Raw genomic sequence first — 22,160 nt, 5'->3', positions numbered from 1 at the left:
ATGTTAATTATAAAAAATCTTTGGTGATTAGGTAACCGCAAATTAATCCGACGGCATTTACAACTTTTTTATTATGTTCTGATATGATAAAATTTTTAGCAACATATGGGCAGCAAAATATTAGTACTTTTTATAAATTGGAGAAGATAAATGAAAATAGGTAAAACAGTTTTTAAAGTATGGGCAATAAATATTTTCAAATTTTTATTATGGGCGCTATTAAACTATATTATATTTAATATATTAAATACATTTGGTATGTTGAGAGTATTTGATATAAATATGATTCCCATTTTATCAATGCGACATGTTGCAATTATTAATGTAATATTGATAGCGATTTTTTTTCTTTGGTCAGTAAAAAAGGACGTAATATCTGGTATACACATTACAGTGAAAAATTATGCTTATTCTATCAGAATGGGGTTATTTCTATTTGGAATCATTACTTGGGTAAAATGTAAGAACAACTATGCTTTAGAACTTACATTTATGGTAGAGATACTATTTTTATTTTTGATATTAGAGTATGAGGTAACTAGAATATTTGTTTATAAAGAAATAGATACGCAAAAAAAAATATCAAATTATACAGAAAAGTCGGTTGTTGGACGAACACAACTAACACAACCACAAGAGAAGGCTTTATATCAGTTGATTAAAGTCCTTGATAGGCGTACATTTGAAGAGAGTTTTAATATTGGATTAATAGCTGCATGGGGTAAAGGAAAAACTAGTATAACGGATACATTAGTAGAAGAGCTACAAGATAGACAGAAGGGGGAAAATAAGTATTTCTTATTAAAAATTAATACACAAACTTTTAATGGAACAGGTAATATAGTTGAATACGTAAAAGAATATTTTTATTGTTTATTTAAAAAATATGGGATTGTTAGTTTTGAAGGAAAAGCAAATGTGGCATTTCTTTCAACATTGGCTTCAATGTTACAGGACGCAGGGGCACCAACTACAATGGCAGATGCGTTAAGTGGAAAGAATAGCTCTTACTTTTACGATATAGAAAATGAAAGACAATTGTTTTCAAGACGTGTACAGAAACTTCTTTTAATATCTGGAAGAAAAAATATTATTTTTATTATAGATGATGCTGACAGAGGTGATATAAAGCTAAAGGTGCTACAGTTATTAGGAGAGTTTGCACATATTAGAGGAATAATTAGTATTATATCATTAGATGAAGATGAAAATGTGGTGTTACGTCATAGTGTAAATGGCTGTAATGGTGAAGATAATTCAATTAATACAGATGATTATGCTGTATATAATATGCTTGATAAATATATACACATCAGAGTTAAGGTTGAAGATTCATTACATATAGAGAATGAAGAAAGTATTAAACGGCAAATTCTATTAGCTAATAATAATATTCCAAGAATAGAAAAGCGATTTGTAGATTGTAATTGCTTGAATAATGAAATAAGTATTTTTTCAGATGTGAAAGATTATCAAACCACCAGAATGGTAAGCAGTAATCACTTTTCTGTTGATGATGCAAGTATATTTACTGAATTATTTTTTGATAATTTAGGAATTAATGAAAAGAGTTTTGGAAAATATCTAGAAGATATTGTGATGGATTATATTTATCGAAGTAAAGAACTTTCTCCATATATTCAAAAAATGTTACAGATTAATTTAACTGAATGGGATTTGGACTTATGGAGTGTTTATTCTAATTGGACATCTGCTGGAATAAATGCGGACGATAATTTTGATTGGCTTATGAGATTAAGGAATACTTCTAATCAATATTTTTACAATATTTGTTATTTAACAGAAGGTTTATTAGGAATAGAAGATGATAAGATAGAGGTCAAACAAGAGATAGAAGATTTGCAAGATGTTTATGATTATTATTTTCAGAAGAAGTTTTCAATTCCTGGAGAAACATGGGAAAAGCGTAATCAAACAAAAGTGCATTACTCTGGATTTACTGATTCTATTCGTATTATTTTTACTATGGAAGAAGGAGTAGAAATAAACAATTTTATTAAATCTAATAAATATATAGAAGCAAGTTTGATTGTTAAAAGTAAGTTAAATCCTGTTAGTAATTTATTGACGCAAGTGGCTCTTCTTGCAGATTTTGTGGCATATATGCGTAAAATTACAAATAACTATCGAACATTTAAAATGCAACTTAGAGAATCAGAATTACTTGAATTAAATTATTTGGATTACCTAATAAAAGAATGGAAATCAAATTCTAAAGCAACAATATTAATTGAAGAAATAAAGATGCAATTTGAATTCTTAAAAGATATACAGTTTACATGGTTTAGTTTGAATTCATTTATAAATATGATTCTTTTTAATACATATATAACAGATTTTGGTAGAAGATATATTGATTTAGATTGGCAAAATTGCCGTTTGTGGATTTATTATGGAGAAAACCGTAAATTAGTAGTTATATCTAGAAAATTAGACAAACAAGCAAAACACACTATTGTGGATACAGTGGGGAATCCGGTTAATAATGTATCTCAAAGTGAAATGCAAGCAATAATCGAGAAAGCAAAGTATATTGTTTAAAATTAAATAATATTATAACAGGTAAAACAGAGATATATTTAAGGTAATTATATTTTTGTTTTTTATTCACTTTCATTAAATGGTCTAATGCATATTCAATGAATTGGATAATAACTTTATGGATTGGATATAAAAAGTTGAGCAAATTTGTTGATGAGCATAAAGAGGAATCATTTGCACTTTGGAATGGTACAAGGACACAAATTAAACGTGTATTATTTGAAAAATATATTGATGAAAAATTAGATGTAATTTAATAGGTATAAAATATACCTAACACGAATATTGCTAGATTCTGAGCCGTGTGTATGGTATATTATTAAGTAGCACACCGTGGCTCTTTGCTATGAAGGGAGCAAATGACATTGCCTGATATAGTTAGACGAGACAATAAAAATCGTAAATCTGTATATAGTTGGAAGCTTACAGAGGCAGATACAGTGCCGAAGAGTAAACGCAACGATATATTTTTAAGAGAAAAACAGATACAGAAATGCTTAAATGATGATATTGTACTCGATGGCGGATAGATGACAGTTCTTGATTTAGTTTAGAAATATGTATCACAGAAACGTGGAGTATGGCATAACACATAAGCAAATTATAAATTTGTCATTAATATCATCAAAAAGGAACTTCCTACAATAATCCCACATGTAGCACGCCACACATTTTGTAGGTAACATGGCTAAGTCAGGTGTTAATCCAAAGAAATTACAATATATCATGGGACATTCTGATATAGGTGTGACACTTAATACATACACTCATTTGCAGTTTGAGGATTTAGATGATGAAATGGAGAAAGTGTGTGTATAAAATATGCGTGGTCTACAACTTTTGGATTTAGACCATATTTTAGACCAAACGATTGCCAAACCATACCAAGTTATACCGAATTATGCCACGAAATATCCAAAATCCCTTTGCCGCAAACTTACCCCAAAAAGTCTGGAAACCCACCAAAATAGCTATATACCCAGTAATTTCAAGGAGAAATCAAACATGACAAAAATCCTATTCGTCTGCCACGGCAACATATGCAGAAGCCCAATGGCAGAATTCGTACTAAAAGACATGGTTGAAAAGGAAGACCTATCATACGATTTCCATATCGCCTCCGCTGCTACGAGCAGAGAGGAGATAGGAAATCCAGTTCATTCCGGTACCAGAAATAAGCTGCGTCAGCATGGAATTTCCACAGAAGGAAAATATGCCATACAGCTTACCAAGAAGGATGCCGAGCAATACGACTATATCATCGGAATGGACGCGCATAACATTACTAATATCAAAAGAATTATCGGGGAAGATTATAGCGATAAGGTATTCAGACTTTTGGATATTACTTCGGCACCAAGAGATATCGCGGACCCTTGGTATACAGGAGATTTTGAGCAGACATACAGAGACGTTTATGAGGGCTGTCAGGCATTGCTTGGCAGGTGCCTTTCTAAATAAACGCAGAAAGGAGCAGAAAATGGATTTAAAGGAAATTATGCAGCAGAACGTATATGTGGTGGTGGGAGATACTTTGAATGAAGAAAAGTATGCTTACCGAATTAAAAATGAATTAATCAACGAGGGCTATAAGGTGTATGCGGTCGGAAAAGAACTGGCATCCATCAACGATGTGACAGAGCCGATTGACATTATCGATTTGTGTATTCACCCGGCAAAGGGTTTAAAGCTGATGCAGGAATGTAACAAAGAATTTAAGTCGATTGTGATTCAGCCGGGTGCGGAGAGTGATGAGCTGCTTGCCTACCTGAAAGAAAAAAATTATGATTTTATAGAAGGATGTTTGTTAGTCGGAATTCGCCTGTACAGTAAGAATAAAGCGGAATAGTAAAAAAACAGAGGATGTGCTTTGCACATTCTCTGTTCATTTAATCCTACTTGTACTCTAGGAAAAACCTTGTTATAATCGAATGTAGACAAAACAAAGTTGGAGAAAAACACATGAATTTATTAACAATTGAAAATATGACGAAGTCATATACAGATAAAATACTTTTTCAAAATGCGAGCTTTAGCATAAACGAAGGCGAAAAAATCGGAGTGATTGGTGTCAACGGAACCGGCAAGTCGACCTTGCTTAAAATTGCGGCAGGCTTGGAGGTGCCCGAGGAGGGCACGGTGACAAAGGGAAACCAAGTGTACATCAGATATTTGGCACAAAATCCCGTCTTTGAAGACAATGCCACTGTTTTGCAGGCGGTATTGGAAGGTAATATCACCAAGGAAAACGAATGGTCCATCGAAAGTGAAGCAAAATCGATTTTGAATAAGCTTGGTATTACGAAGCACGATGCGCTGATTCAGCATATGTCCGGCGGACAGAAGAAAAGAATCGCACTTGCTGCGACAATCATTGCACCTGCGGATATTTTGATTTTGGACGAGCCGACAAACCACTTGGATAATGAAATGTCCCAGTGGCTGGAGGATTATTTAAAGAAAAGAAAAGGTGCGTTGCTCATGGTAACGCATGACAGATATTTTTTGGACAGGGTGTCAAACCGCATTATTGAGATAGATAAGGGCGCAATTTACAGCTATGTAGGTGGTTACTCCCAGTTTCTGGCGCTCAAGGCATCAAGAGAGGATATGGAGAATGCCACGGAGAGAAAAAGACAGTCCATTCTTCGAAATGAGTTGGCTTGGATTAGCAGAGGAGCGAGAGCACGTTCTACCAAGCAGAAGGCACGTATTGAACGTTATGAGGAAATGGTTGAGATAAAAGCACCGGTGAGGGATGAAAGCGTTGAGATGAGTTCACTTTCCTCCCGTTTAGGACGAAAAACTGTAGAGGTGCACGAGGTGAACAAGGGGTATGGAGACAGAACGCTGATACACAATTTTGACTATATTTTTTTAAAGGGCGACCGGATTGGAATTATCGGACAAAACGGCTGCGGAAAAAGTACACTGCTTAAAATTATTTCCGGCGTGATAGAGCCGGACAGTGGTTATGTTGAGGTGGGTACGACGGTAAAAATAGGGTACTTTTCTCAGGAAAACGAATATATGGATGAGAATCTGAAGGTCATTGAATATATAAGAGAAGGAGCAGAATACATTGAGACGGCAGACGGCAAAATCACGGCATCCCAGATGTTGGAACGCTTTTTATTTGACGGAACGCTTCAGTGGAGTCAGATTAAAAAGCTGTCAGGCGGGGAAAAAAGAAGACTTTATCTGCTTCGCATTTTGATGGAGGCACCAAATGTGCTTATACTAGATGAGCCGACAAACGATTTGGATATCCAGACAATGACGGTGCTGGAGGACTATCTGGACAGCTTTGACGGGATTGTAATTACCGTATCTCACGACAGATATTTTCTGGACAGGGCAGTAAGCCGGCTTTTTGCATTTGAACAGGGTGGAAATATACGACAGTTTGAAGGCTCCTACAGTGAATATGCAGCCGAGCAGTCTGTAACGACGGAGAGTGAAAGTGCTGCGGCGACACAGACGGAGAAGGCAAAGACAGAACGAGTGAGGACCCAGAAGCTCAAATTCTCTTATCAGGAGCAGAAAGATTACGAGACGATTGAGGAAGAGGTTGCTAAGCTGGAAGAAAAGCTTGAAAAGACAGAGAAGGAAATTGAGTTAGCTGCAACGGACTTTCCGAGGCTAAATAAGCTGATGGAAGAAAAGACTGAGTTGGAAGCGAAGCTGGAAGAGAGGATGGAACGCTGGATGTATCTGACCGAGCTGGCGGAGAAAATTGAAGCGGAAAAGAGTATAAAATAGAATGACGGGGTACTTGGTATGAGGACGGATAGTAAGGGAAAGGCAAAAATAAAGATAAAAGCAGGGAATACGATTGCGCTTGGAGTTACGATGTCTAAGGAGGGGGTCAATTTTGCAGTTGCAGTGGAGGAGGGAGTTTCCTGCACGCTGGTGTTATATCTTTGTGGTGAGGGCGAACCAATACTTACCCTGCCTCTGAAAGAGGAGGAGAAAACAGGAGATATCTATACGGTTTTTATTGAGAGATTAGAACCGGCTTCCTATGAATATATCTATCTTTTGGATAATGAAGTCTACTTGGACCCCTATGCGAAACGCATTGTGGGAAGGGAAGTATGGGGACAGTTAACAGAGAAAACGAAGCTTCGAGCTGCTTTTGATTTTGCAGAGTTTGATTGGGAAAATGACAAGCCGCTTGCGATACCTTATCATGAGGTTATCATGTATTCTCTTCATGTGCGAGGATTTACCAAGCATTCTTCTTCAAAGGTAAAAAATAAAGGATATTTTGAGGGCGTTGTGGAGAAAATTCCATATTTAAAAGAGCTGGGAGTCAACCAAATTGAATTGATGCCGGCATATGAGTTTGATGAAATTATGCCGCAGCAGGAAAATAACATGGAATATATCCAATTTAGCGAAGATAAGCCATATCGGATTAATTATTGGGGTTATTCAAAAGCAAATTATTTTGCGCCTAAGGCATCCTATTCCCAAAATACAGATTGCATTTATTCTTTTAAGAATATGGTCAAGGAGCTGCATAAAAATGGAATAGAGGTTGTGATGGAATTTTATTTTCCGGCAGGGACCAACCCGAATTTAATTTTGGACTGCGTAAAGTATTGGGTGGAGGAATATCACATTGATGGGGTACATTTAAACAGCGATGTCGTTCCGGTTGAGATATTGGCTTCATCGCCGCAGTTAAGCCGCATAAAGATCATGACGGAGGGGTTTAATCTAGGAAGATTATATCGGGATAACAAGGTACCCTGTTTTAAAAATCTGGCAGAATACAGCGACGGCTTTTTGGTGGATATCCGCAGATTTTTAAAGGGTGATGAGGACCAGTTAAATGCGATAGCTTACCGCCTTCGAAGGAATCCTAATCAGTTTGGTGTCATCAACTATATCGCCAATCACAACGGTTTTAACCTGATGGATATGGTATCCTACGACATTAAGCGCAATGAGGCAAACGGTGAAAACAACAGAGACGGTACAAGCTATAATTATAGCTGGAACTGTGGAGTGGAAGGTCCTACAAGGCGAAAATCTGTTGTGGAGCTTAGAAAGAGGCAGATGAAAAACGCACTGCTTTTGCTGCTTTTGGGGCAAGGCGTTCCTAAGCTTTTTGGCGGTGATGAAATAGGTTTTTCACAAAAGGGTAATAATAATCCTTACTGTCAGGATAATGAAATCTCATGGATAAACTGGCAGGGTGAGAAAAAACAAAAGGAACTGCTTGACTTTACGAAGAAGCTTATCACCCTGAGACGTGAGCATCCTATACTCCATGCGCCGAAGGAACTAAAGATTATGGATTATTTATCCTGTGGCTATCCTGACTTATCCTATCATGGAAAAAAGGCATGGTATCCGGAGTTTGAAAACTATAACAGGCAGATTGGAATCATGTACTGCGGAAAGTATGCAAAGGATAAAAAGGGCAAAGAAGATGATTTTATCTATATCGCATATAATATGCACTGGATTGAGGCTGATTTTGCCCTTCCGAGTTTGCCCAAGAATAAGGAATGGAAGGTTATAATAGATACCGCGGCAGACGGCGAGGGACAATTAAAGCCGGTACAGAGAAACATAAGGGTAAAGGAAAGAAGCATCGTTGTACTGATTGGAAAGTAGAAAAGATTGAGGAATAGCATGAAAGCAATAGAACATTTTAAAACAATAACACATCATAAAATATTGGTTATGCAAGGCTGTTTTAAGTTAGGTCTGTATAAGCAGGGACTTCTGCATGATTTGTCCAAATATTCTCCGACGGAATTTATTGTGGGCTGCAAATACTATCAAGGGGTAAGAAGTCCAAACAATGCAGAGCGCGAGGATAAAAAATATTCAGAAGCATGGATGCACCACAAAGGAAGAAACAAGCATCATTATGAATATTGGACGGATTACAGTTTAGATGGAAAGGGAATTGTGGCGGTGCCGATGCCTAGAAAATATGTGGCAGAGATGTTTGTAGACAGGGTTGCTGCTTCAAAAACCTATGAGAAAGAGAATTATGACCAGACAAAGCCCTTGGAATATTTCCTAAAGGGAAAGGGACATTATCAGATGGCAAAAAAGACCAGTGATGAACTGGAAAAGTTATTGGGTCTTCTTGCTCAAACGGGTGAAAAAACAACCTACTGGTATATCAAAAATAATTTTTTGAGCGAGAGTAATGAGGCAGCTTTTGCGAAAAGAGTTGAAAAATGGTAGGAAATAGAGTAGAATTTGAAAGTGAAATAGACAAATAATTAACATTTTTATAAAGGAGAAATATTATGAGTAAAAAACCTACAGTTTTGATGATACTTGACGGATTTGGCTTAAATGAGAGAAAAGACGGCAATGCGGTTGCGATTGCAAATAAACCTGTAATTGACAAGCTTATGGCAGAATACCCTTATGTGAAAGGCTATGCAAGCGGTATGGCAGTTGGTCTTCCTGACGGACAGATGGGAAATTCCGAGGTAGGACATTTGAATATGGGCGCAGGCCGTATTATTTACCAGGAGCTGACCAGAATTACAAAAGAGATTAATGACGGAGATTTCTTTAAGAATGAAACCTTGCTGACGGCAGTAGAAAATGCAAAGGCAAACAACTCAGCCTTGCATTTGTTCGGTCTTTTGTCTGACGGTGGTGTGCACAGTCATATCACACACTTATATGGATTATTGAAGCTTGCTAAGCAGCAGGGATTGGAAAAAGTATATGTACACTGCTTCCTTGACGGACGTGATACACCTCCGGCATCAGGAAAGGGCTTTGTGGAGGCACTTACTGATAAGATGAAGGAAATCGGTGTCGGTGAGATTGCAAGTGTAATGGGACGTTACTATGTAATGGATCGTGATAACAGATGGGATAGAGTAGAGCTCGCTTACCGCGCAATGGTAAACGGTGAGGGTGAGACAGCAGAATCGGGAGCAGAGGCAGTTCAGATTTCCTATGATGCAGGGAAAAATGATGAATTTGTTCTTCCTACTGTTGTGAAAAAAGACGGCAAGCCGGTAGCGACAGTTCAGGATAAGGATTCCGTTATTTTCTTTAACTTCAGACCGGACAGAGCAAGAGAGATTACAAGAGCTTTCTGTGATGATAAATTTGAGGGATTTGATAGAGGAAAGAGACTGGAGCTTACCTATGCGTGCTTCACAGAATATGATGTGACTATTCCGAACAAAATCGTTGCTTTCCATAAGGTTGCAATCACAAATACCTTAGGAGAATTTTTAGCTGTAAACGGAAAGACACAGGCTAGAATTGCCGAGACAGAAAAATATGCTCATGTTACATTTTTCTTCAATGGCGGTGTGGAAGAGCCAAACAAAGGAGAAGACAGAATATTAGTAAAATCACCTAAGGTTGCTACCTACGATTTACAGCCGGAGATGAGTGCTTACGAGGTTTGCGACAAATTGGTCGATGCAATTAAATCCGATAAATATGATGTGATTATTATCAACTTTGCAAATCCTGATATGGTAGGACATACCGGAATTGAGAATGCAGCGGTAAAAGCGATTGAAGCGGTGGATACATGCGTTGGAAGAGCTTATGATGCAATCAAAGAGGTAGACGGACAGATGTTTATCTGTGCTGACCACGGAAATGCAGAGCAGCTTGTTGATTATGAAAACGGCGGAAGCTTCACGGCACATACAACCAATCCGGTTCCGTTTATTCTGGTAAACTATGATGAAGCTTACACGTTGAGAGAGAATGGCTGTCTTGCAGACATTGCTCCGACTATGATTGAAATGATGGGAATGACACAGCCGGCTGAAATGACAGGCAAATCTCTTCTTATTAAAAAATAATTTTTTATATAATACACAATAAAAATAGGAAGATGGTGCGAAGATTGCAACATCTTCCTGTTTTTTGTAGAATATTTTAGAAAAAGGTGTTATAATATACAAAAAAATATGAGGTGGAGAGAAAAAAATGGAAGAAAAGCAGATTCTACGCATTAACAGGCTATTGTTTATAGCATTATCACTCACAACGGTATTTTTGACAATCGGTTTACTGTCACAGTTGGCACTGGCAGGCTTGCCTCCGATGACAAGCGTTGTTCCGCTTGTGCTTATACTTGCTATTTACATAGGAGATATCATCATCTTTGCAAGCAAAAAATTGCACCGTGTTTTGTTGCCATATGCAGCAATTACGTTTTCGGTCGCATATACCTTGATTTTATTATCAAGTCCGACCAATTTAGTCTATCCGTACATGATTCCGATTATTCTTATTATGATGTTATATTTGAATAAGAAAATTTCTACATTGGCGGGAATTTATTTTATAGCGATTAATATAGTGAAAATCATTATGGTGGTTACAGCAGCGGCAAATCCGCAGGATGTAGTTGAGTATGTCATGATTGAACTTATTATCAGTGTATTGATCGGTATGGCGAGCATCATGGGAACGAATTTGTTGATTCTTTTCTTTAAGGAATCTGCGGAAAAGATTAATTTGGCTTCGGTTCGTAACCAAAAGATGGCAGAAGAGGTTGTGGTATCCGCACAGCATGTATTGACTCAGGCAGAGTCTTCGGCGGCGGTGCTTGATGAGATTGTAAGTACGACAAATACAATCAGCAACTCATTGCGGGATATTAATGACAGCGCTAATATGACAGCGGATAACATTGAACAGCAGACAGTTATGACGAATTCCATTCAGAATGTAATCAATGAAACCTTTAAGAAAACAAAGGAAATTGTTGAGATTGCTTCCGTGTCCTCCGAGTTTGTGGAGAGCGGTGTAAATGCTATGAAGAAGCTGATCAGCCAGTCGGACCAGTCTATACAGTCAGGATATGAGATGAATACAGCAGCGGAAGAGATGATGAAAAAAGCGGATGATGTAAGGGATATTATCAGCATTATTTTAAATATATCATCACAGACCAATCTGCTTGCATTAAATGCTTCGATTGAGGCGGCAAGAGCAGGAGAGGCAGGAAAAGGCTTTGCGGTTGTTGCGGATGAAATAAGAAAACTGGCAGAGCAGACGCGTCAGGCAACAGAGGATATCTCTGGTATATTGGATGAGCTTGCAGTCAATACGACAGCGGTTTCTGACAAGGTAAAATATACGGTTCATACGACCAAAGAGCAAAAGGAATTGATTGATGCGACAAGAGAGAACTTCTCCAATATTGAAGAAAAGATTTATGCATTGAGCAGTAATGTGAATGAAGTAAATCAGAGAATGGGAGAGATGTTTGATTCCAACAACAGTATTGTGGATGCAATCAGCAATCTGTCCGCTACAAGTGAAGAAATATCAGCAAGCACAGAGCAGGCGTTCAGTACGAGCGAAACAAATGTAGAAGGGGTAAGGAATTTTGCTCAGATTATGAAGGATATCACGGCAACGATTGAAAAGCTTGCAAATTATAAAATAAACTAAAGATGAGGGTGTCCTAAGTCATATTATGACTTTTGGGACACCCTTTTTAGATTAACCCATTCCTTCCGATAACGGGAGGCGGAGAGGTTTTCTGATTTTTTAAAAACCTTATTGAAGTAGCTCATATCGGGAATACCACATTCACAGGCAATTGACTCAATGCTTTTATCAGAAAAGCGGAGCAGTTTTTTTGCCATATTAATCCGCTGGAGCTGAATGTAATTTCCGATCGTAACACCATACTGCGTTTTGAACTCCCTTGACAGATGAAATTTGCTGATATAGAACTGTTCTGCCAGTTGGTCCAGCGAGATCTTGTCCTTAAAGTTGTCATCAATGTAATTGCGGATTGCCCCGAGCTTTATCGCCATACTGTTATTGTTTTCTTCTGCTTTTTTGGATTCGGAGAAGCACAAGGTGAGAATGTCTGTGATACGCTTGGAAATTATAAGCTCTGTCAGGGTGTTATTCTCATTGTGCGCCTCGATAATTCCGTGAATAGCACTCGTAAAGCCGGTGGGGCTGTCGGTATGGAAGATAAAGCTTGGAGCTTGCTCAACAAACAGGTTGTAATAGCTCTGCACATTTTCTCCGTTAAAATGGACCCACATAAGCTCCCAAGGATCTTCCTCGCTGCTTTGGTGGGAATAGGACTGCTTGCAGTCAATCAAAACACAGTCGAGGGTATTCAGAGCATAAACCTTATTTTTTATGGTAATAACGCCTTTTCCGGCGAGCACGATAATAAAGAGAAACGAATTTAAGTTTTCTCTTTGACAGAGGTGGCTCTTTAAGCTCTTTAGCGTTCCGGCTTCCTGCATGTAAAAAAGAGAGGATTTTGCGAAAACACTCGGTGTATGCAATACCCGCTCAGAGGTCGTGATGTCTGATTTGGGAAAAGATTCATAAAATGTATTCATAGTTTCCTCCTTTTGGTAAAGTAATACATAAAGTATACTACATTTTTACGTGAAAGAAAATGGAAAATAAAGATTGAAAAAATCATGTGCCTATGGTAGAATATTTACGTTGGTTATAGGAGGTGTAACGATGGAGATTTTAAGAATCATATTAACAGTTATATTTGTTATAGATTGTATCGCTTTAACTGTAATTGTATTAATGCAAGAAGGAAAATCAGCAGGACTTGGTGCTATCAGTGGCGGAGCTACTGAGACATTTTGGAGCAAGAATAAAGGACGTTCTATGGAAGGTACTATAGTAAAGTCTACCAAATTTTTAGCAATCCTGTTTTTAGTATTAGCGGCAGTATTGAATATTAATTTTTAATTAGTAAAGTAAATATCAGTCATATAAACACTCTTGTATAAGGGTGTTTTTTATATAACAGGAAAATCTTTGTGTTTCCTATTATATAAAATATATAATGCGTGCCTTGCGAAGGGAAAGCAGCAGTTTTGTATCCGCTTGGGCGCGAAGTGTGAGCAGGGCTTACATTTTCTTGTATAATAGGAGTTTAAGAATATCCTAATTTACATATGATAAGTGTGAGAAAAGGAATATTCATTAAGATAAGGAGTTTAAATATATGGAAAAAGAATTATTGGAAGAACGTAAAAAAGTAATCTATGAGTTGATTTGCGATGAATTATATATCCCGATGAAGATAAAGGAGATTGCAATTCTGCTTCAGGTTCCCAAGGAGGACCGCGCTGACTTAAAGGAAGTGCTTGATGAGCTTTTGGCGGAAGGAAAAATTGAAATATCTAAAAAGGGGAAATTTTCTAAGGCAGAAGGTCAGTTTATATCCGGAGTGTATACCGGACATCATAAGGGCTTTGGTTTTGTGACGGTGGAAGGCATGGAGGAGGATATTTTTATCCCTGAAAATGCCACGAACGGTGCACTTCATAAGGATACCGTGCAAATCGTCTTAACAGATAAAAAAGGCGGAAAAAGGCAGGAGGGAGCAGTGGTAAAGATCCTGTCCCGCGGAGCAACAGAGGTTGTCGGAACTTTCCAAAAGAGCAAGAATTTTGGCTTTGTGATAGCAGACAACACCCGTTTTGGAAAAGATATTTTTGTGCCGTTGGAGCGCTCAAAAGGAGCGGTCACAGGGCATAAGGTAGTCGTGCAGATTACGGACTTTGGCTCAAATTCTAAAAAGCCGGAGGGCAAGGTAAAAGAGATTATCGGTCATATCAATGATCCGGGAACGGATATCATGTCTATTGTGAGGGGATATGATCTTCCGGTTGAATTTCCTGACAGAGTCATGACACAGGTTGAAAATGTATCAAATGAGGTATCGGGAAGTGATATGGCGGGACGCATGGACATCCGCGATTGGCAGACGGTTACGATAGACGGAGAGGATGCAAAGGATTTAGACGATGCCATCACAATCACAAAGGAGGGAGCTCTTTACAAGCTGGGCGTCCACATTGCCGATGTGACAAACTATGTGCAAGAGAAAAGTGCACTGGACGTGGAGGCGTTAAAGAGAGGTACGAGTGTATATCTGGTAGACAGGGTAATACCGATGCTCCCACACAAGCTGTCTAACGGTATTTGTTCTTTGAACGCTGATTGCGACAGACTTGCATTGAGCTGTATGATGACAATCGATGCAAAAGGAAATGTCGTTGATCACAGAATTGCAGAGACTGTTATTAAGGTAGACAGACGAATGACTTATACAAGCGTGAAAAAGATATTGGAGGACAAGGACGAGGCAGAGATGAATGAGTACAAGGAGCTCATTCCGATGTTTGAGCTGATGCAGGAATTGGCAGAGATACTGCGTGAAAAAAGAAGACAGAGAGGCTCCATCGACTTTGATTTCCCAGAATCCAAGATTATTTTGGATGAACAAGGAAAACCGGTAGAGATAAAGGCTTATGATAGAAATGTGGCAACGAAAATAATTGAAGACTTTATGCTTGCGGCAAACGAGACGGTAGCGCAGGATTATTTCTGGCAGGAACTTCCGTTTGTTTATCGTGTCCATGATAATCCGGACCCGGAAAAAATTCAAAAGCTGGCATTATTTATCACGAACTTCGGTTATGGACTGAAAACCTCAAAGGACGAGATACACCCGAAGGAGCTGCAAAAACTGCTTCAAAAGATTGACGGCACGCCGGAGGAAGCGCTTATCAGCAGGCTGACTCTGCGCTCTATGAAGCAGGCAAAATATGCAACGGTAAGCAACGGGCATTTTGGACTTGCCGCTCCATATTACTGTCATTTTACCTCTCCAATCAGACGTTATCCTGATTTGCAGATACACCGCATTATAAAGGATAATCTGCGCGGGCGAATGAATGAGAAAAAAATCCAGCATTACGAAAAGATTTTGCCGGAGGTTGCGATACAATCCAGTGCGATGGAGAGAAGAGCGGACGAGGCAGAGCGTGAGACGGAAAAGCTTAAAAAAGTGGAATACATGGAGAAACGAATCGGCGAAATATTCGATGGTGTTATCTCAAGCATAACGAGTTGGGGTATGTATGTGGAGCTTCCGAACACAGTGGAAGGTCTGGTGCATGTTACGGCACTTGAGGATGACTACTATTTTTATGATGAGAGTACCTATGAGATGATAGGAGAAAAGAACGGCAATCACTATAAACTGGGGCAAAAAGTCAAGGTTGAGGTGATGGCCACAGATAAAATTCTGCGGACAATTGATTTCAAAATTGTTTTGGAGGAGAGCGAAGAAGCAGAAAATGTGGAGGAATAGACAATGGCAAAAGAGGGATTTAAGCTGATTGCTAACAATAAAAAAGCAAGATTTGATTATTTTATCGAAGATACTTATGAGGCAGGAATTGCCTTGCATGGAACAGAGGTAAAATCCCTTCGAATGGGAAAATGCAGTGTAAAGGAAGCATTTATCCGTATTGAAAACGGGGAGGTGTATATTTATAACATGCATGTTTCCCCTTATGAAAAAGGGAATATTTTTAACAAAGACCCTCTTCGGGTAAAGAAGCTCTTGCTTCATCAGTATGAGATTAACAAGATAGCAGGGCAGTTGGCAGAAAAGGGCTATACGGTTGTTCCGCTTCAGGTATATTTCAAGGGAAGTCTGGTTAAGGTGGAAATTGGACTTGCAAAAGGTAAGAAACTGTATGATAAGCGGCAGGATATTGCCAAGAAGGACCAGAGACGTGAAGCAGAGAAGGAATTCAAGGTGAAGAATTTGTGGTAATTGGGAGATAGGGATACGGGACTTAAATTTTATTGTTCTAATAACTGCCAGTTGACACCTACATCCTATTCGATTATAATAAACTTACGTTTGCATACCAACAACCTCGGGGTTGTACTGGTTTCGACGGGGGTTTAGAAGTTAAGGAAGCCATTCGCGGTGCGGGACCGCGTCAATAATCCGTAAAATAAATATAAACGCAGACGAAAATTTAGCGTACGCTGCCTAATGGCAGCAGTCGACCTTAAGCCACTCGCTGCTTAAGAATTCGGCTTCGAACTTGCGAGGCACTTTGTTTCCAAAGCTTTGAGGAAATAGAAGAACTTATGAAGCTACTGAAGTCCAAAGCCTGTCATTAGGCGTTGGATAGAGGGAATGTTAAAATAATGACTGTAATGGGAGATGCCGTAATGGAAGAGCTTTCGGACAGGGGTTCGATTCCCCTCAGCTCCATACGAGATGCCTTAGTTTTTAAGGCTTAAAAAATAAAGAATAGGATAGAAGAGAATAGTAATATCTCAACTATCCTATTTTTATTTATATCACAGTAGGATAAATGCGATAAAAACAGTTATACTATTTTATTATTATAAAATAAGGAGTTGAATGGAGCTATGATAGAACAGGATACAATAAAACTGTTGCGGGAGTGTGATTCGGGCATAAAAATGGGAATTGCGTCAATCGATGATGTCTTAGATTATGTTTGCAGCAATACATTTAAGCAATACTTGAATGACTGCAAAAATGAGCATGCCAAATTAAAGGATGAAATACAAACATTGTTGGATGAATTTCATGATGATGGCAAAGATCCTAATCTAATGGCAAAAAGTATGTCTTGGATGAAAACAAATGTGAAATTGGTCATGGATGAATCAGATGAAACAATTGCTGACTTGATAACAGACGGGTGTAATATGGGAGTAAAGTCGCTTGGCAGATATTTAAATCAATACAAAGCAGCTGACGAAAAATCAAAAGACATTGCAAAACAGCTTATTAATATTGAAGAAAAACTTGCTAAAGATATTCGTCAGTTTTTATAACCGGAAAGAAAAACGATTCAAAGAGAAATGTTAGGTGAATAAAAAAGAATGTGCCTTGGCCCATTCTTTTTTATACGCTACTTATTCACAACAACCAAGCTATCATAAATCACATGTATCTTTTCCTCATCTCTAAGCTTTGGAAGAACATTCTTGGATTTATCGTAAATTACATAATTTGCTTTTTGGTCGCTCTCGTGGCTGTGTTCTTTGACAAGAACAGCTTTATTGCCTCGATATTCCTTGATATAGTCGCTGAATTCACCCGCCCAGTCTGCGTCTAGGATAAGGAGAATATCAGCAGCAGCAATAGCATTTTTTGCCTTTGTCAGTTTATTATTGTCAATCATTTCTCCATACATTTTGATTTCTGGCCTTATAGTGGAATTACATTCCAAGCATTTTGGCAAGCCCTTGCTCTGGATGATATAATCAACGGAATAGCGCTGTCCACATTTTGGACAATAGTTCTCGGCGGAGTTTCCGTATAGATCAATCACATTCTTGCAGCCTGCACGCTGAGAGAGGTTAAAAATATCTTTTGTTATAATATATTTCAGCTTTCCGGCTTTTTCAAGCTGAGCAAGTTTATAATGGGCAAGACTGGGCTTATGCTTCTCTTTTAAGATTTCTTCCTTATAAATATCAAAAAATTGCTTGGTTCTTGTCTTATAAAAGCCGATGCTGTAAACCTCTTCCATTGATTTACGATATTTGTTTTCAAAATTATAAAAGTAGTCTTGCGCTAAATATTCGGGGTAGCCACAATCATAGGCCATACCACGTCCGGCAATACACACGATATTATTCGAGTGATTTATTAATGAATCTAATTCTTTAAGTTTCATATATTCCTCCTTTATGGTTTGTAGTTGTGTACCCTTGTGAAATTTTAATCTATCTATTATTGATAGTATACATTACATGTATAATTATTTCAATATTCAAAAGAAATTTTATAATTATACAAAAATAATTAAAGATATCCTAAAATATTAAATAATTATAAAGAAAAAATAAAAATTAAGAAAATTCAACAAGCCACATAAATTATGTTTATGTTTACCTAAAATTATTTATTCTAAAACCTACTATGTTTTTTTATTGAACAAGAGATTAAAATAACAAGAAAAATAAATTTAGATAAATAAAACTAACTTTTCGAGCAAAAATAAAACTGTCTCAGATGAGCCAGCTTTATTGTATCATAGGAAATTACTTTACAATTTCCTATGATACAAAAATTATTTATGCGCACAAATGCAAGTGGAAGATGTCACTATATGACTTCATTCAGCGCGACAAAGCAGCCAAGTCCCTCATGAGTGAGGTATTAAGGAGTTGATGCGGACTTGTCCGCTTTGTTTTAAGACAAGTAAACGATAAGATATTTTTGCTATGAGAAAGTCATATTTGATACATAGCTTTGCATGGCTTCCTTTGATTTGATGTTTCTGGCACCTTCAATCAGCTCATCTTGTTTACTTTTGGGTAACTTTGAAAATTGATTTAACACATCGCTGTGCAAAGCAAGCTCCATCGTAAAACCAATTGGCAGTTCTTCGTTATTTATCATAATATCACCTCCTTAAGTAGTGTTTGTGATTTAAAAAATTTTAACCATTAAATATAGTAAGTTTCACAAATTTAAAAATTTGATGATATATGTTTAAATAATGTGTGAACTGACTTGATATATAGCTTGTTTTTATAGTAAAGTACAGTATAGTAAGACAAGAATAAATAGAAATTTGTTATAAAATCTGTTAAGATATTTATCAGAAGTAAAATTTAGGATATTTAGGAGAGGCGCTATGGCAAAGAAGAAAAATGGCTTTGATCCTGAAGGGTTTTCGTTTAATAATAAGCTGAAAGATAAATAAAATTTGGAGGGAAAATCATGAATCATGAGAAATTAAAAATTCTGGTTGTAGACGATGAGAGCAGAATGAGAAAATTAGTAAAAGATTTTTTGGTAAAGCAGAATTATGAAGTAATTGAGGCGGCAGATGGAGCAGAGGCGTTAGAGCATTTTTATGCAACGAAAGATATCGCTCTTATTATTCTGGACGTAATGATGCCAAACATCGACGGCTGGCAGGTGTGCAGAGAGGTAAGAGAGTGCTCGAAGGTTCCTGTCATCATGCTGACGGCAAAAGGAGATGAGCGCGACGAGCTGCAAGGCTTTGAGCTTGGAGTGGATGAGTATATCGCAAAACCGTTTAGTCCTAAGATTTTGGTTGCCAGGGTGGAAGCGCTGCTTCGGCGTGCGAATGTCTTGAATAAAGAGGATATTATGAAGATAGGCGGAATTGAGATTAACAAGGTGGCTCATATGGTATACATTGATCAAAATCCGGTGGAATTAAGTTTTAAGGAATTTGAGCTTTTGACCTACTTTGTTGAAAATCAGGGAATTGCACTATCGAGAGAGAAGATTTTAAACAGCGTGTGGAATTATGATTATTTCGGCGATGCAAGAACAATTGATACCCATGTGAAAAAATTGAGAAATAAGCTTGGTGAAAAAGGAAACTATATCAAAACCATATGGGGAATGGGTTATAAGTTTGAGGTAGAATGATGAAATGGTCGCTAAAAAAAGAAATCGCTTCTATATTTATTATTTTGATGACGAGCACGCTCTTTTTGTGCTGGTTTGTCAACAATACATTTTTGGAGCGGTACTATGTTGAGAATAAAGAAACAGTCCTGTTGAACGCCTACCGTGCGATTAATCAGGCAGCAAGTGATGACAGCCTTCTGTCAGAGGATTTTTTGATTCAGCTTGAAAAAATTTCCTCCACGGGAAATATATCCATACTTGTCATGGACGCGAGCGGTGCGGTGAAAATGTCATCGGTGAATGAGATTGGAATATTAAGCACACAGCTTCTCAACAATATTTACGGAAAGAGCACGGATAAGACAACGGTACTTGCAAACGGAGATAGCTATGTGATTCAGCAGACGAAGGACAGCAAGATGAACAGCGATTATCTGGAAATATGGGGAAGTCTCGAAAACGGGAACTGGTTTATTATGAGGACGGCTCTGGAGAGTATCAGGGAGAGTGTTCAGATTGCAAACCGATTCTTAAGCTATATTGGTGTATGTGCAGTTATGATTAGTGCATTGATTATATGGACGGTGTCGGAGCAGATATCCAAGCCGATTTTGGAACTGGCGCATATATCAAAGAGGATGACGACGCTTGATTTTGAAGCGAAATATATGAGAGGCGGAAATGATGAGATTGCGATTCTCGGTAACCATATTAACCAGTTGTCGGAGACGCTTGAAAAAACGATATCGGAGTTGAAAACGGCAAACAATGAATTAAAGACGGATATTGAGAAAAAAGAACAGATTGATGAGATGCGAAAAGAATTTTTATCAAACGTATCCCATGAATTAAAGACACCGATTGCGCTTGTACAAGGCTATGCGGAAGGGTTGAAGGAATGTATCAATGATGACGAGGAAAGCAGGGACTTTTACTGTGATGTTATCATGGATGAGGCAAATAAGATGAATCGAATGGTTCAAAAGCTTTTGACGCTGAACCAGCTTGAATTTGGAAATGATGTTATTACGATGGAGCGATTTGATATCATTGCGTTAATCCAGGGGATTATTCAGGCTTCCGACATTTTAATTAAGCAAAAGGAAGTAAAGGTGATTTTTGCCGAAAAAGAGCCGGTTTATGTATGGGCGGATGAATTTAAGGTGGAAGAAGTATTTACGAACTATTTCAGTAATGCATTGAATCATGTTGCAAATGAAAAAATCATTGATGTAAAAATAACAAAGAAAGAGGGCAGCGTACGCATTTCTGTATTTAACACCGGGGAAAGAATTCCGGAAAAAGATTTGGACAATGTATGGGTTAAATTTTATAAAGTTGACAAGGCGAGAACGAGAGAGTATGGAGGCAGCGGAATCGGACTTTCCATTGTAAAAGCAATTATGGATTCCTTTAACAAAAAATGCGGTGTTTTGAACTACGATAACGGTGTTGAATTTTGGTTTGAACTTGATTCAAATCTTTCGAAAGAACAAGGAAAGAACAATTAACTTAAAAATTGTTGTTCAAAATGGTAAAAGGTGATAAAATATACTGAAAGTGTTTGCGAAAGAAAAAACAAAAAAAGATACAAAGAAGGGGATTGTTTATGAAAAAAATCGGTATTTTAGTGCTGGCCGCTCTGGTTTTAGCAGGATGCGGCGAGCAGCCAATAGACTTGACAGAGCAGGAGAGCCAGGCAATTGCAACCTATGCGGCGCATGTTACCTTGCAGTACGACAAAAATTACAGCAGAAAACTTGTGGCTGTTTCGACAGAAGAGACGGAAGAAGCAACAGAGGAAGTAATGTCTGATGCAGAGGAGCAGGTTAATTTGCCGCAGGATAAACAGGGGGAAGCAGCCGTGCAGAATGTAAGCGACGGTGAAGCCACAGCGGAAGGCGAAGAAGCAGTTGGGGAAGCTGAGCTTTCGGAGCCCGAGATAACGCAGGAGGCGGCGAGTATTGCCGAGTTGTTTAAGCAGGAGGACTTTCAGATTACATATGAGGGAGCACTCTTTGGCAAAAAGTATATGAACATTGACAGGGGAAACACAGCTCAAGCAAACAATGATGATTTGTTTTTAATTTTAAATTTTAAGGTTACAAATATGACAGAAGAGACGCAGGTGTGTGACATAGCATCCCTTGCTCCAAGGCTGAGAGTTTCCATAAACGGAGCGGAATATGTTGATGTGTATGACTCTATGCTGAATAACGATTTGTCAGTACTGTATACCGAAATAGGAGCGAATTCTACACAGGACGCTATTTTACTGATCGAGATTCCGCAGGAATATAATAATAATGTATCAACGCTCTCCTTAAAGTCAATTTTAGGAGACGAGGCATATTCAATCGTATTAAAATAATAGACAGCA

Annotated in this window: 21 protein-coding genes and 1 other RNA gene; 19 read left to right on the top strand and 3 right to left on the bottom strand. The window is 38.0% G+C overall.

Annotated features, from left to right (window positions below):
* The first annotated feature begins 150 nt into the window (after nucleotides 1-150).
* The 11 genes from CTY48_RS10575 (at nucleotide 151) to CTY48_RS10530 (ending at nucleotide 11,988) form a co-directional block, all read left to right on the top strand.
* Complete coding sequence (locus CTY48_RS10575) at nucleotides 151-2,562, top strand: P-loop NTPase fold protein (protein WP_099468462.1); 2,412 nt, start codon at nucleotides 151-153, stop codon at nucleotides 2,560-2,562.
* Nucleotides 2,563-2,660: 98 nt separating this feature from the next.
* Nucleotides 2,661-2,819, top strand: a complete 159-nt coding sequence (locus tag CTY48_RS20060) for an excisionase (protein ID WP_099468461.1) — start codon at nucleotides 2,661-2,663, stop codon at nucleotides 2,817-2,819.
* Nucleotides 2,820-2,927: 108 nt separating this feature from the next.
* Nucleotides 2,928-3,092 (top strand): integrase DNA-binding domain-containing protein, encoded by a 165-nt coding sequence (locus CTY48_RS19705; protein ID WP_180272705.1) that lies wholly within the window; start codon nucleotides 2,928-2,930, stop codon nucleotides 3,090-3,092.
* 154 nt (nucleotides 3,093-3,246) lie between these two features.
* The gene (locus tag CTY48_RS10565; protein WP_099468460.1) at nucleotides 3,247-3,381 is read left to right on the top strand and encodes a tyrosine-type recombinase/integrase; all 135 of its coding nucleotides are present in this window, start codon (nucleotides 3,247-3,249) and stop codon (nucleotides 3,379-3,381) included.
* A 186-nt stretch (nucleotides 3,382-3,567) separates the two neighbouring features.
* Nucleotides 3,568-4,023, top strand: a complete 456-nt coding sequence (locus CTY48_RS10560; RefSeq protein ID WP_099468459.1) for a low molecular weight protein-tyrosine-phosphatase — start codon at nucleotides 3,568-3,570, stop codon at nucleotides 4,021-4,023.
* A gap of 19 nt (nucleotides 4,024-4,042) precedes the next feature.
* Entirely contained in the window at nucleotides 4,043-4,411 is a 369-nt protein-coding gene (locus CTY48_RS10555) for a CoA-binding protein (protein ID WP_099468458.1), read from the top strand.
* 113 nt (nucleotides 4,412-4,524) lie between these two features.
* On the top strand, nucleotides 4,525-6,324 hold the full coding sequence (locus CTY48_RS10550; protein ID WP_099468457.1) for an ABC-F family ATP-binding cassette domain-containing protein: 1,800 nt from the start codon (nucleotides 4,525-4,527) through the stop codon (nucleotides 6,322-6,324).
* A gap of 18 nt (nucleotides 6,325-6,342) precedes the next feature.
* Nucleotides 6,343-8,193, top strand: a complete 1,851-nt coding sequence (locus tag CTY48_RS10545; protein WP_099468456.1) for an alpha-amylase family glycosyl hydrolase — start codon at nucleotides 6,343-6,345, stop codon at nucleotides 8,191-8,193.
* Between the two features lie 18 nt (nucleotides 8,194-8,211).
* Entirely contained in the window at nucleotides 8,212-8,778 is a 567-nt protein-coding gene (locus CTY48_RS10540; RefSeq protein WP_099468455.1) for a DUF5662 family protein, read from the top strand.
* Nucleotides 8,779-8,843: 65 nt separating this feature from the next.
* Nucleotides 8,844-10,385, top strand: coding sequence for a 2,3-bisphosphoglycerate-independent phosphoglycerate mutase (gpmI, locus tag CTY48_RS10535; RefSeq protein WP_099468454.1), 1,542 nt, complete (start codon nucleotides 8,844-8,846; stop codon nucleotides 10,383-10,385).
* A 127-nt stretch (nucleotides 10,386-10,512) separates the two neighbouring features.
* A complete protein-coding gene (locus CTY48_RS10530) occupies nucleotides 10,513-11,988 on the top strand; it encodes a methyl-accepting chemotaxis protein (protein ID WP_099468453.1) in 1,476 nt (491 codons plus the stop codon).
* 23 nt (nucleotides 11,989-12,011) lie between these two features.
* Here CTY48_RS10530 and CTY48_RS10525 read toward each other — a convergent pair whose 3' ends face one another.
* Nucleotides 12,012-12,908 (bottom strand): AraC family transcriptional regulator, encoded by an 897-nt coding sequence (locus CTY48_RS10525; RefSeq protein ID WP_099468452.1) that lies wholly within the window; start codon nucleotides 12,906-12,908, stop codon nucleotides 12,012-12,014.
* 130 nt (nucleotides 12,909-13,038) lie between these two features.
* On the opposite strand from CTY48_RS10525, the gene secG reads away from it, so the two are divergent.
* The 5 genes from secG to CTY48_RS10500 all read left to right on the top strand — a co-directional run bounded on the left by secG (nucleotide 13,039) and on the right by CTY48_RS10500 (nucleotide 17,214).
* Nucleotides 13,039-13,278: a preprotein translocase subunit SecG gene (secG, locus tag CTY48_RS10520; RefSeq protein WP_099468451.1), complete on the top strand. Its 240-nt coding sequence runs from the start codon at nucleotides 13,039-13,041 to the stop codon at nucleotides 13,276-13,278.
* Nucleotides 13,279-13,537: 259 nt separating this feature from the next.
* Nucleotides 13,538-15,694: a ribonuclease R gene (rnr, locus tag CTY48_RS10515; RefSeq protein ID WP_099468450.1), complete on the top strand. Its 2,157-nt coding sequence runs from the start codon at nucleotides 13,538-13,540 to the stop codon at nucleotides 15,692-15,694.
* A 3-nt stretch (nucleotides 15,695-15,697) separates the two neighbouring features.
* A complete protein-coding gene (smpB, locus tag CTY48_RS10510) occupies nucleotides 15,698-16,165 on the top strand; it encodes an SsrA-binding protein SmpB (protein WP_099468449.1) in 468 nt (155 codons plus the stop codon).
* Between the two features lie 108 nt (nucleotides 16,166-16,273).
* Nucleotides 16,274-16,621: a transfer-messenger RNA gene (gene ssrA, locus CTY48_RS10505) on the top strand.
* A 158-nt stretch (nucleotides 16,622-16,779) separates the two neighbouring features.
* The gene (locus CTY48_RS10500) at nucleotides 16,780-17,214 is read left to right on the top strand and encodes a hypothetical protein (RefSeq protein WP_099468448.1); all 435 of its coding nucleotides are present in this window, start codon (nucleotides 16,780-16,782) and stop codon (nucleotides 17,212-17,214) included.
* A 77-nt stretch (nucleotides 17,215-17,291) separates the two neighbouring features.
* Here CTY48_RS10500 and CTY48_RS10495 read toward each other — a convergent pair whose 3' ends face one another.
* Both CTY48_RS10495 and CTY48_RS10490 read right to left on the bottom strand, forming a co-directional pair.
* A complete protein-coding gene (locus tag CTY48_RS10495; protein ID WP_099468447.1) occupies nucleotides 17,292-18,062 on the bottom strand; it encodes a Sir2 family NAD-dependent protein deacetylase in 771 nt (256 codons plus the stop codon).
* A gap of 548 nt (nucleotides 18,063-18,610) precedes the next feature.
* A complete protein-coding gene (locus CTY48_RS10490) occupies nucleotides 18,611-18,790 on the bottom strand; it encodes a hypothetical protein (protein ID WP_099468446.1) in 180 nt (59 codons plus the stop codon).
* A 324-nt stretch (nucleotides 18,791-19,114) separates the two neighbouring features.
* On the opposite strand from CTY48_RS10490, the gene CTY48_RS10485 reads away from it, so the two are divergent.
* From CTY48_RS10485 to CTY48_RS10475, 3 genes are all read left to right on the top strand, one after another.
* Nucleotides 19,115-19,798 carry a response regulator transcription factor gene (locus CTY48_RS10485; RefSeq protein ID WP_099468445.1) on the top strand — a complete coding sequence of 228 codons (684 nt, stop codon included), beginning with the start codon at nucleotides 19,115-19,117 and terminating at the stop codon, nucleotides 19,796-19,798.
* Nucleotides 19,798-21,291 carry a sensor histidine kinase gene (locus CTY48_RS10480; protein ID WP_099468444.1) on the top strand — a complete coding sequence of 498 codons (1,494 nt, stop codon included), beginning with the start codon at nucleotides 19,798-19,800 and terminating at the stop codon, nucleotides 21,289-21,291. The genes CTY48_RS10485 and CTY48_RS10480 overlap by 1 nt, the downstream gene beginning before the upstream one ends.
* A 98-nt stretch (nucleotides 21,292-21,389) precedes the next feature.
* Entirely contained in the window at nucleotides 21,390-22,151 is a 762-nt protein-coding gene (locus CTY48_RS10475; protein WP_099468443.1) for a hypothetical protein, read from the top strand.
* Nucleotides 22,152-22,160: the final 9 nt, after the last annotated feature.

Origin of the sequence: Konateibacter massiliensis (genome assembly GCF_900184995.1) — a bacterium.
GTDB lineage: Bacteria > Bacillota > Clostridia > Lachnospirales > Lachnospiraceae > Lachnotalea > Lachnotalea massiliensis.
Note: the sequence above shows the minus strand (reverse complement) of the source record. Positions and strands in the feature narration are given on the sequence as shown.

Excerpts from the sequence above, each read along its gene's own strand:
- secG (WP_099468451.1), top strand. The coding sequence starts at position 13,039 with ATGGAGATTTTAAGAATCATATTAACAGTTATATTTGTTATAGATTGT.
- CTY48_RS10475 (WP_099468443.1), top strand. The coding sequence starts at position 21,390 with ATGAAAAAAATCGGTATTTTAGTGCTGGCCGCTCTGGTTTTAGCAGGA.
- CTY48_RS10550 (WP_099468457.1), top strand. The coding sequence starts at position 4,525 with ATGAATTTATTAACAATTGAAAATATGACGAAGTCATATACAGATAAA.
- CTY48_RS10525 (WP_099468452.1), bottom strand. The coding sequence starts at position 12,908 with ATGAATACATTTTATGAATCTTTTCCCAAATCAGACATCACGACCTCT.
- gpmI (WP_099468454.1), top strand. The coding sequence starts at position 8,844 with ATGAGTAAAAAACCTACAGTTTTGATGATACTTGACGGATTTGGCTTA.
- CTY48_RS10545 (WP_099468456.1), top strand. The coding sequence starts at position 6,343 with ATGAGGACGGATAGTAAGGGAAAGGCAAAAATAAAGATAAAAGCAGGG.
- CTY48_RS10530 (WP_099468453.1), top strand. The coding sequence starts at position 10,513 with ATGGAAGAAAAGCAGATTCTACGCATTAACAGGCTATTGTTTATAGCA.
- CTY48_RS20060 (WP_099468461.1), top strand. The coding sequence starts at position 2,661 with ATGAATTGGATAATAACTTTATGGATTGGATATAAAAAGTTGAGCAAA.
- rnr (WP_099468450.1), top strand. The coding sequence starts at position 13,538 with ATGGAAAAAGAATTATTGGAAGAACGTAAAAAAGTAATCTATGAGTTG.
- CTY48_RS10500 (WP_099468448.1), top strand. The coding sequence starts at position 16,780 with ATGATAGAACAGGATACAATAAAACTGTTGCGGGAGTGTGATTCGGGC.
- CTY48_RS10485 (WP_099468445.1), top strand. The coding sequence starts at position 19,115 with ATGAATCATGAGAAATTAAAAATTCTGGTTGTAGACGATGAGAGCAGA.
- smpB (WP_099468449.1), top strand. The coding sequence starts at position 15,698 with ATGGCAAAAGAGGGATTTAAGCTGATTGCTAACAATAAAAAAGCAAGA.
- CTY48_RS10495 (WP_099468447.1), bottom strand. The coding sequence starts at position 18,062 with ATGAAACTTAAAGAATTAGATTCATTAATAAATCACTCGAATAATATC.
- CTY48_RS10565 (WP_099468460.1), top strand. The coding sequence starts at position 3,247 with ATGGCTAAGTCAGGTGTTAATCCAAAGAAATTACAATATATCATGGGA.
- CTY48_RS10490 (WP_099468446.1), bottom strand. The coding sequence starts at position 18,790 with ATGATAAATAACGAAGAACTGCCAATTGGTTTTACGATGGAGCTTGCT.
- CTY48_RS10560 (WP_099468459.1), top strand. The coding sequence starts at position 3,568 with ATGACAAAAATCCTATTCGTCTGCCACGGCAACATATGCAGAAGCCCA.
- CTY48_RS10555 (WP_099468458.1), top strand. The coding sequence starts at position 4,043 with ATGGATTTAAAGGAAATTATGCAGCAGAACGTATATGTGGTGGTGGGA.
- CTY48_RS10480 (WP_099468444.1), top strand. The coding sequence starts at position 19,798 with ATGAAATGGTCGCTAAAAAAAGAAATCGCTTCTATATTTATTATTTTG.
- CTY48_RS10540 (WP_099468455.1), top strand. The coding sequence starts at position 8,212 with ATGAAAGCAATAGAACATTTTAAAACAATAACACATCATAAAATATTG.
- CTY48_RS10575 (WP_099468462.1), top strand. The coding sequence starts at position 151 with ATGAAAATAGGTAAAACAGTTTTTAAAGTATGGGCAATAAATATTTTC.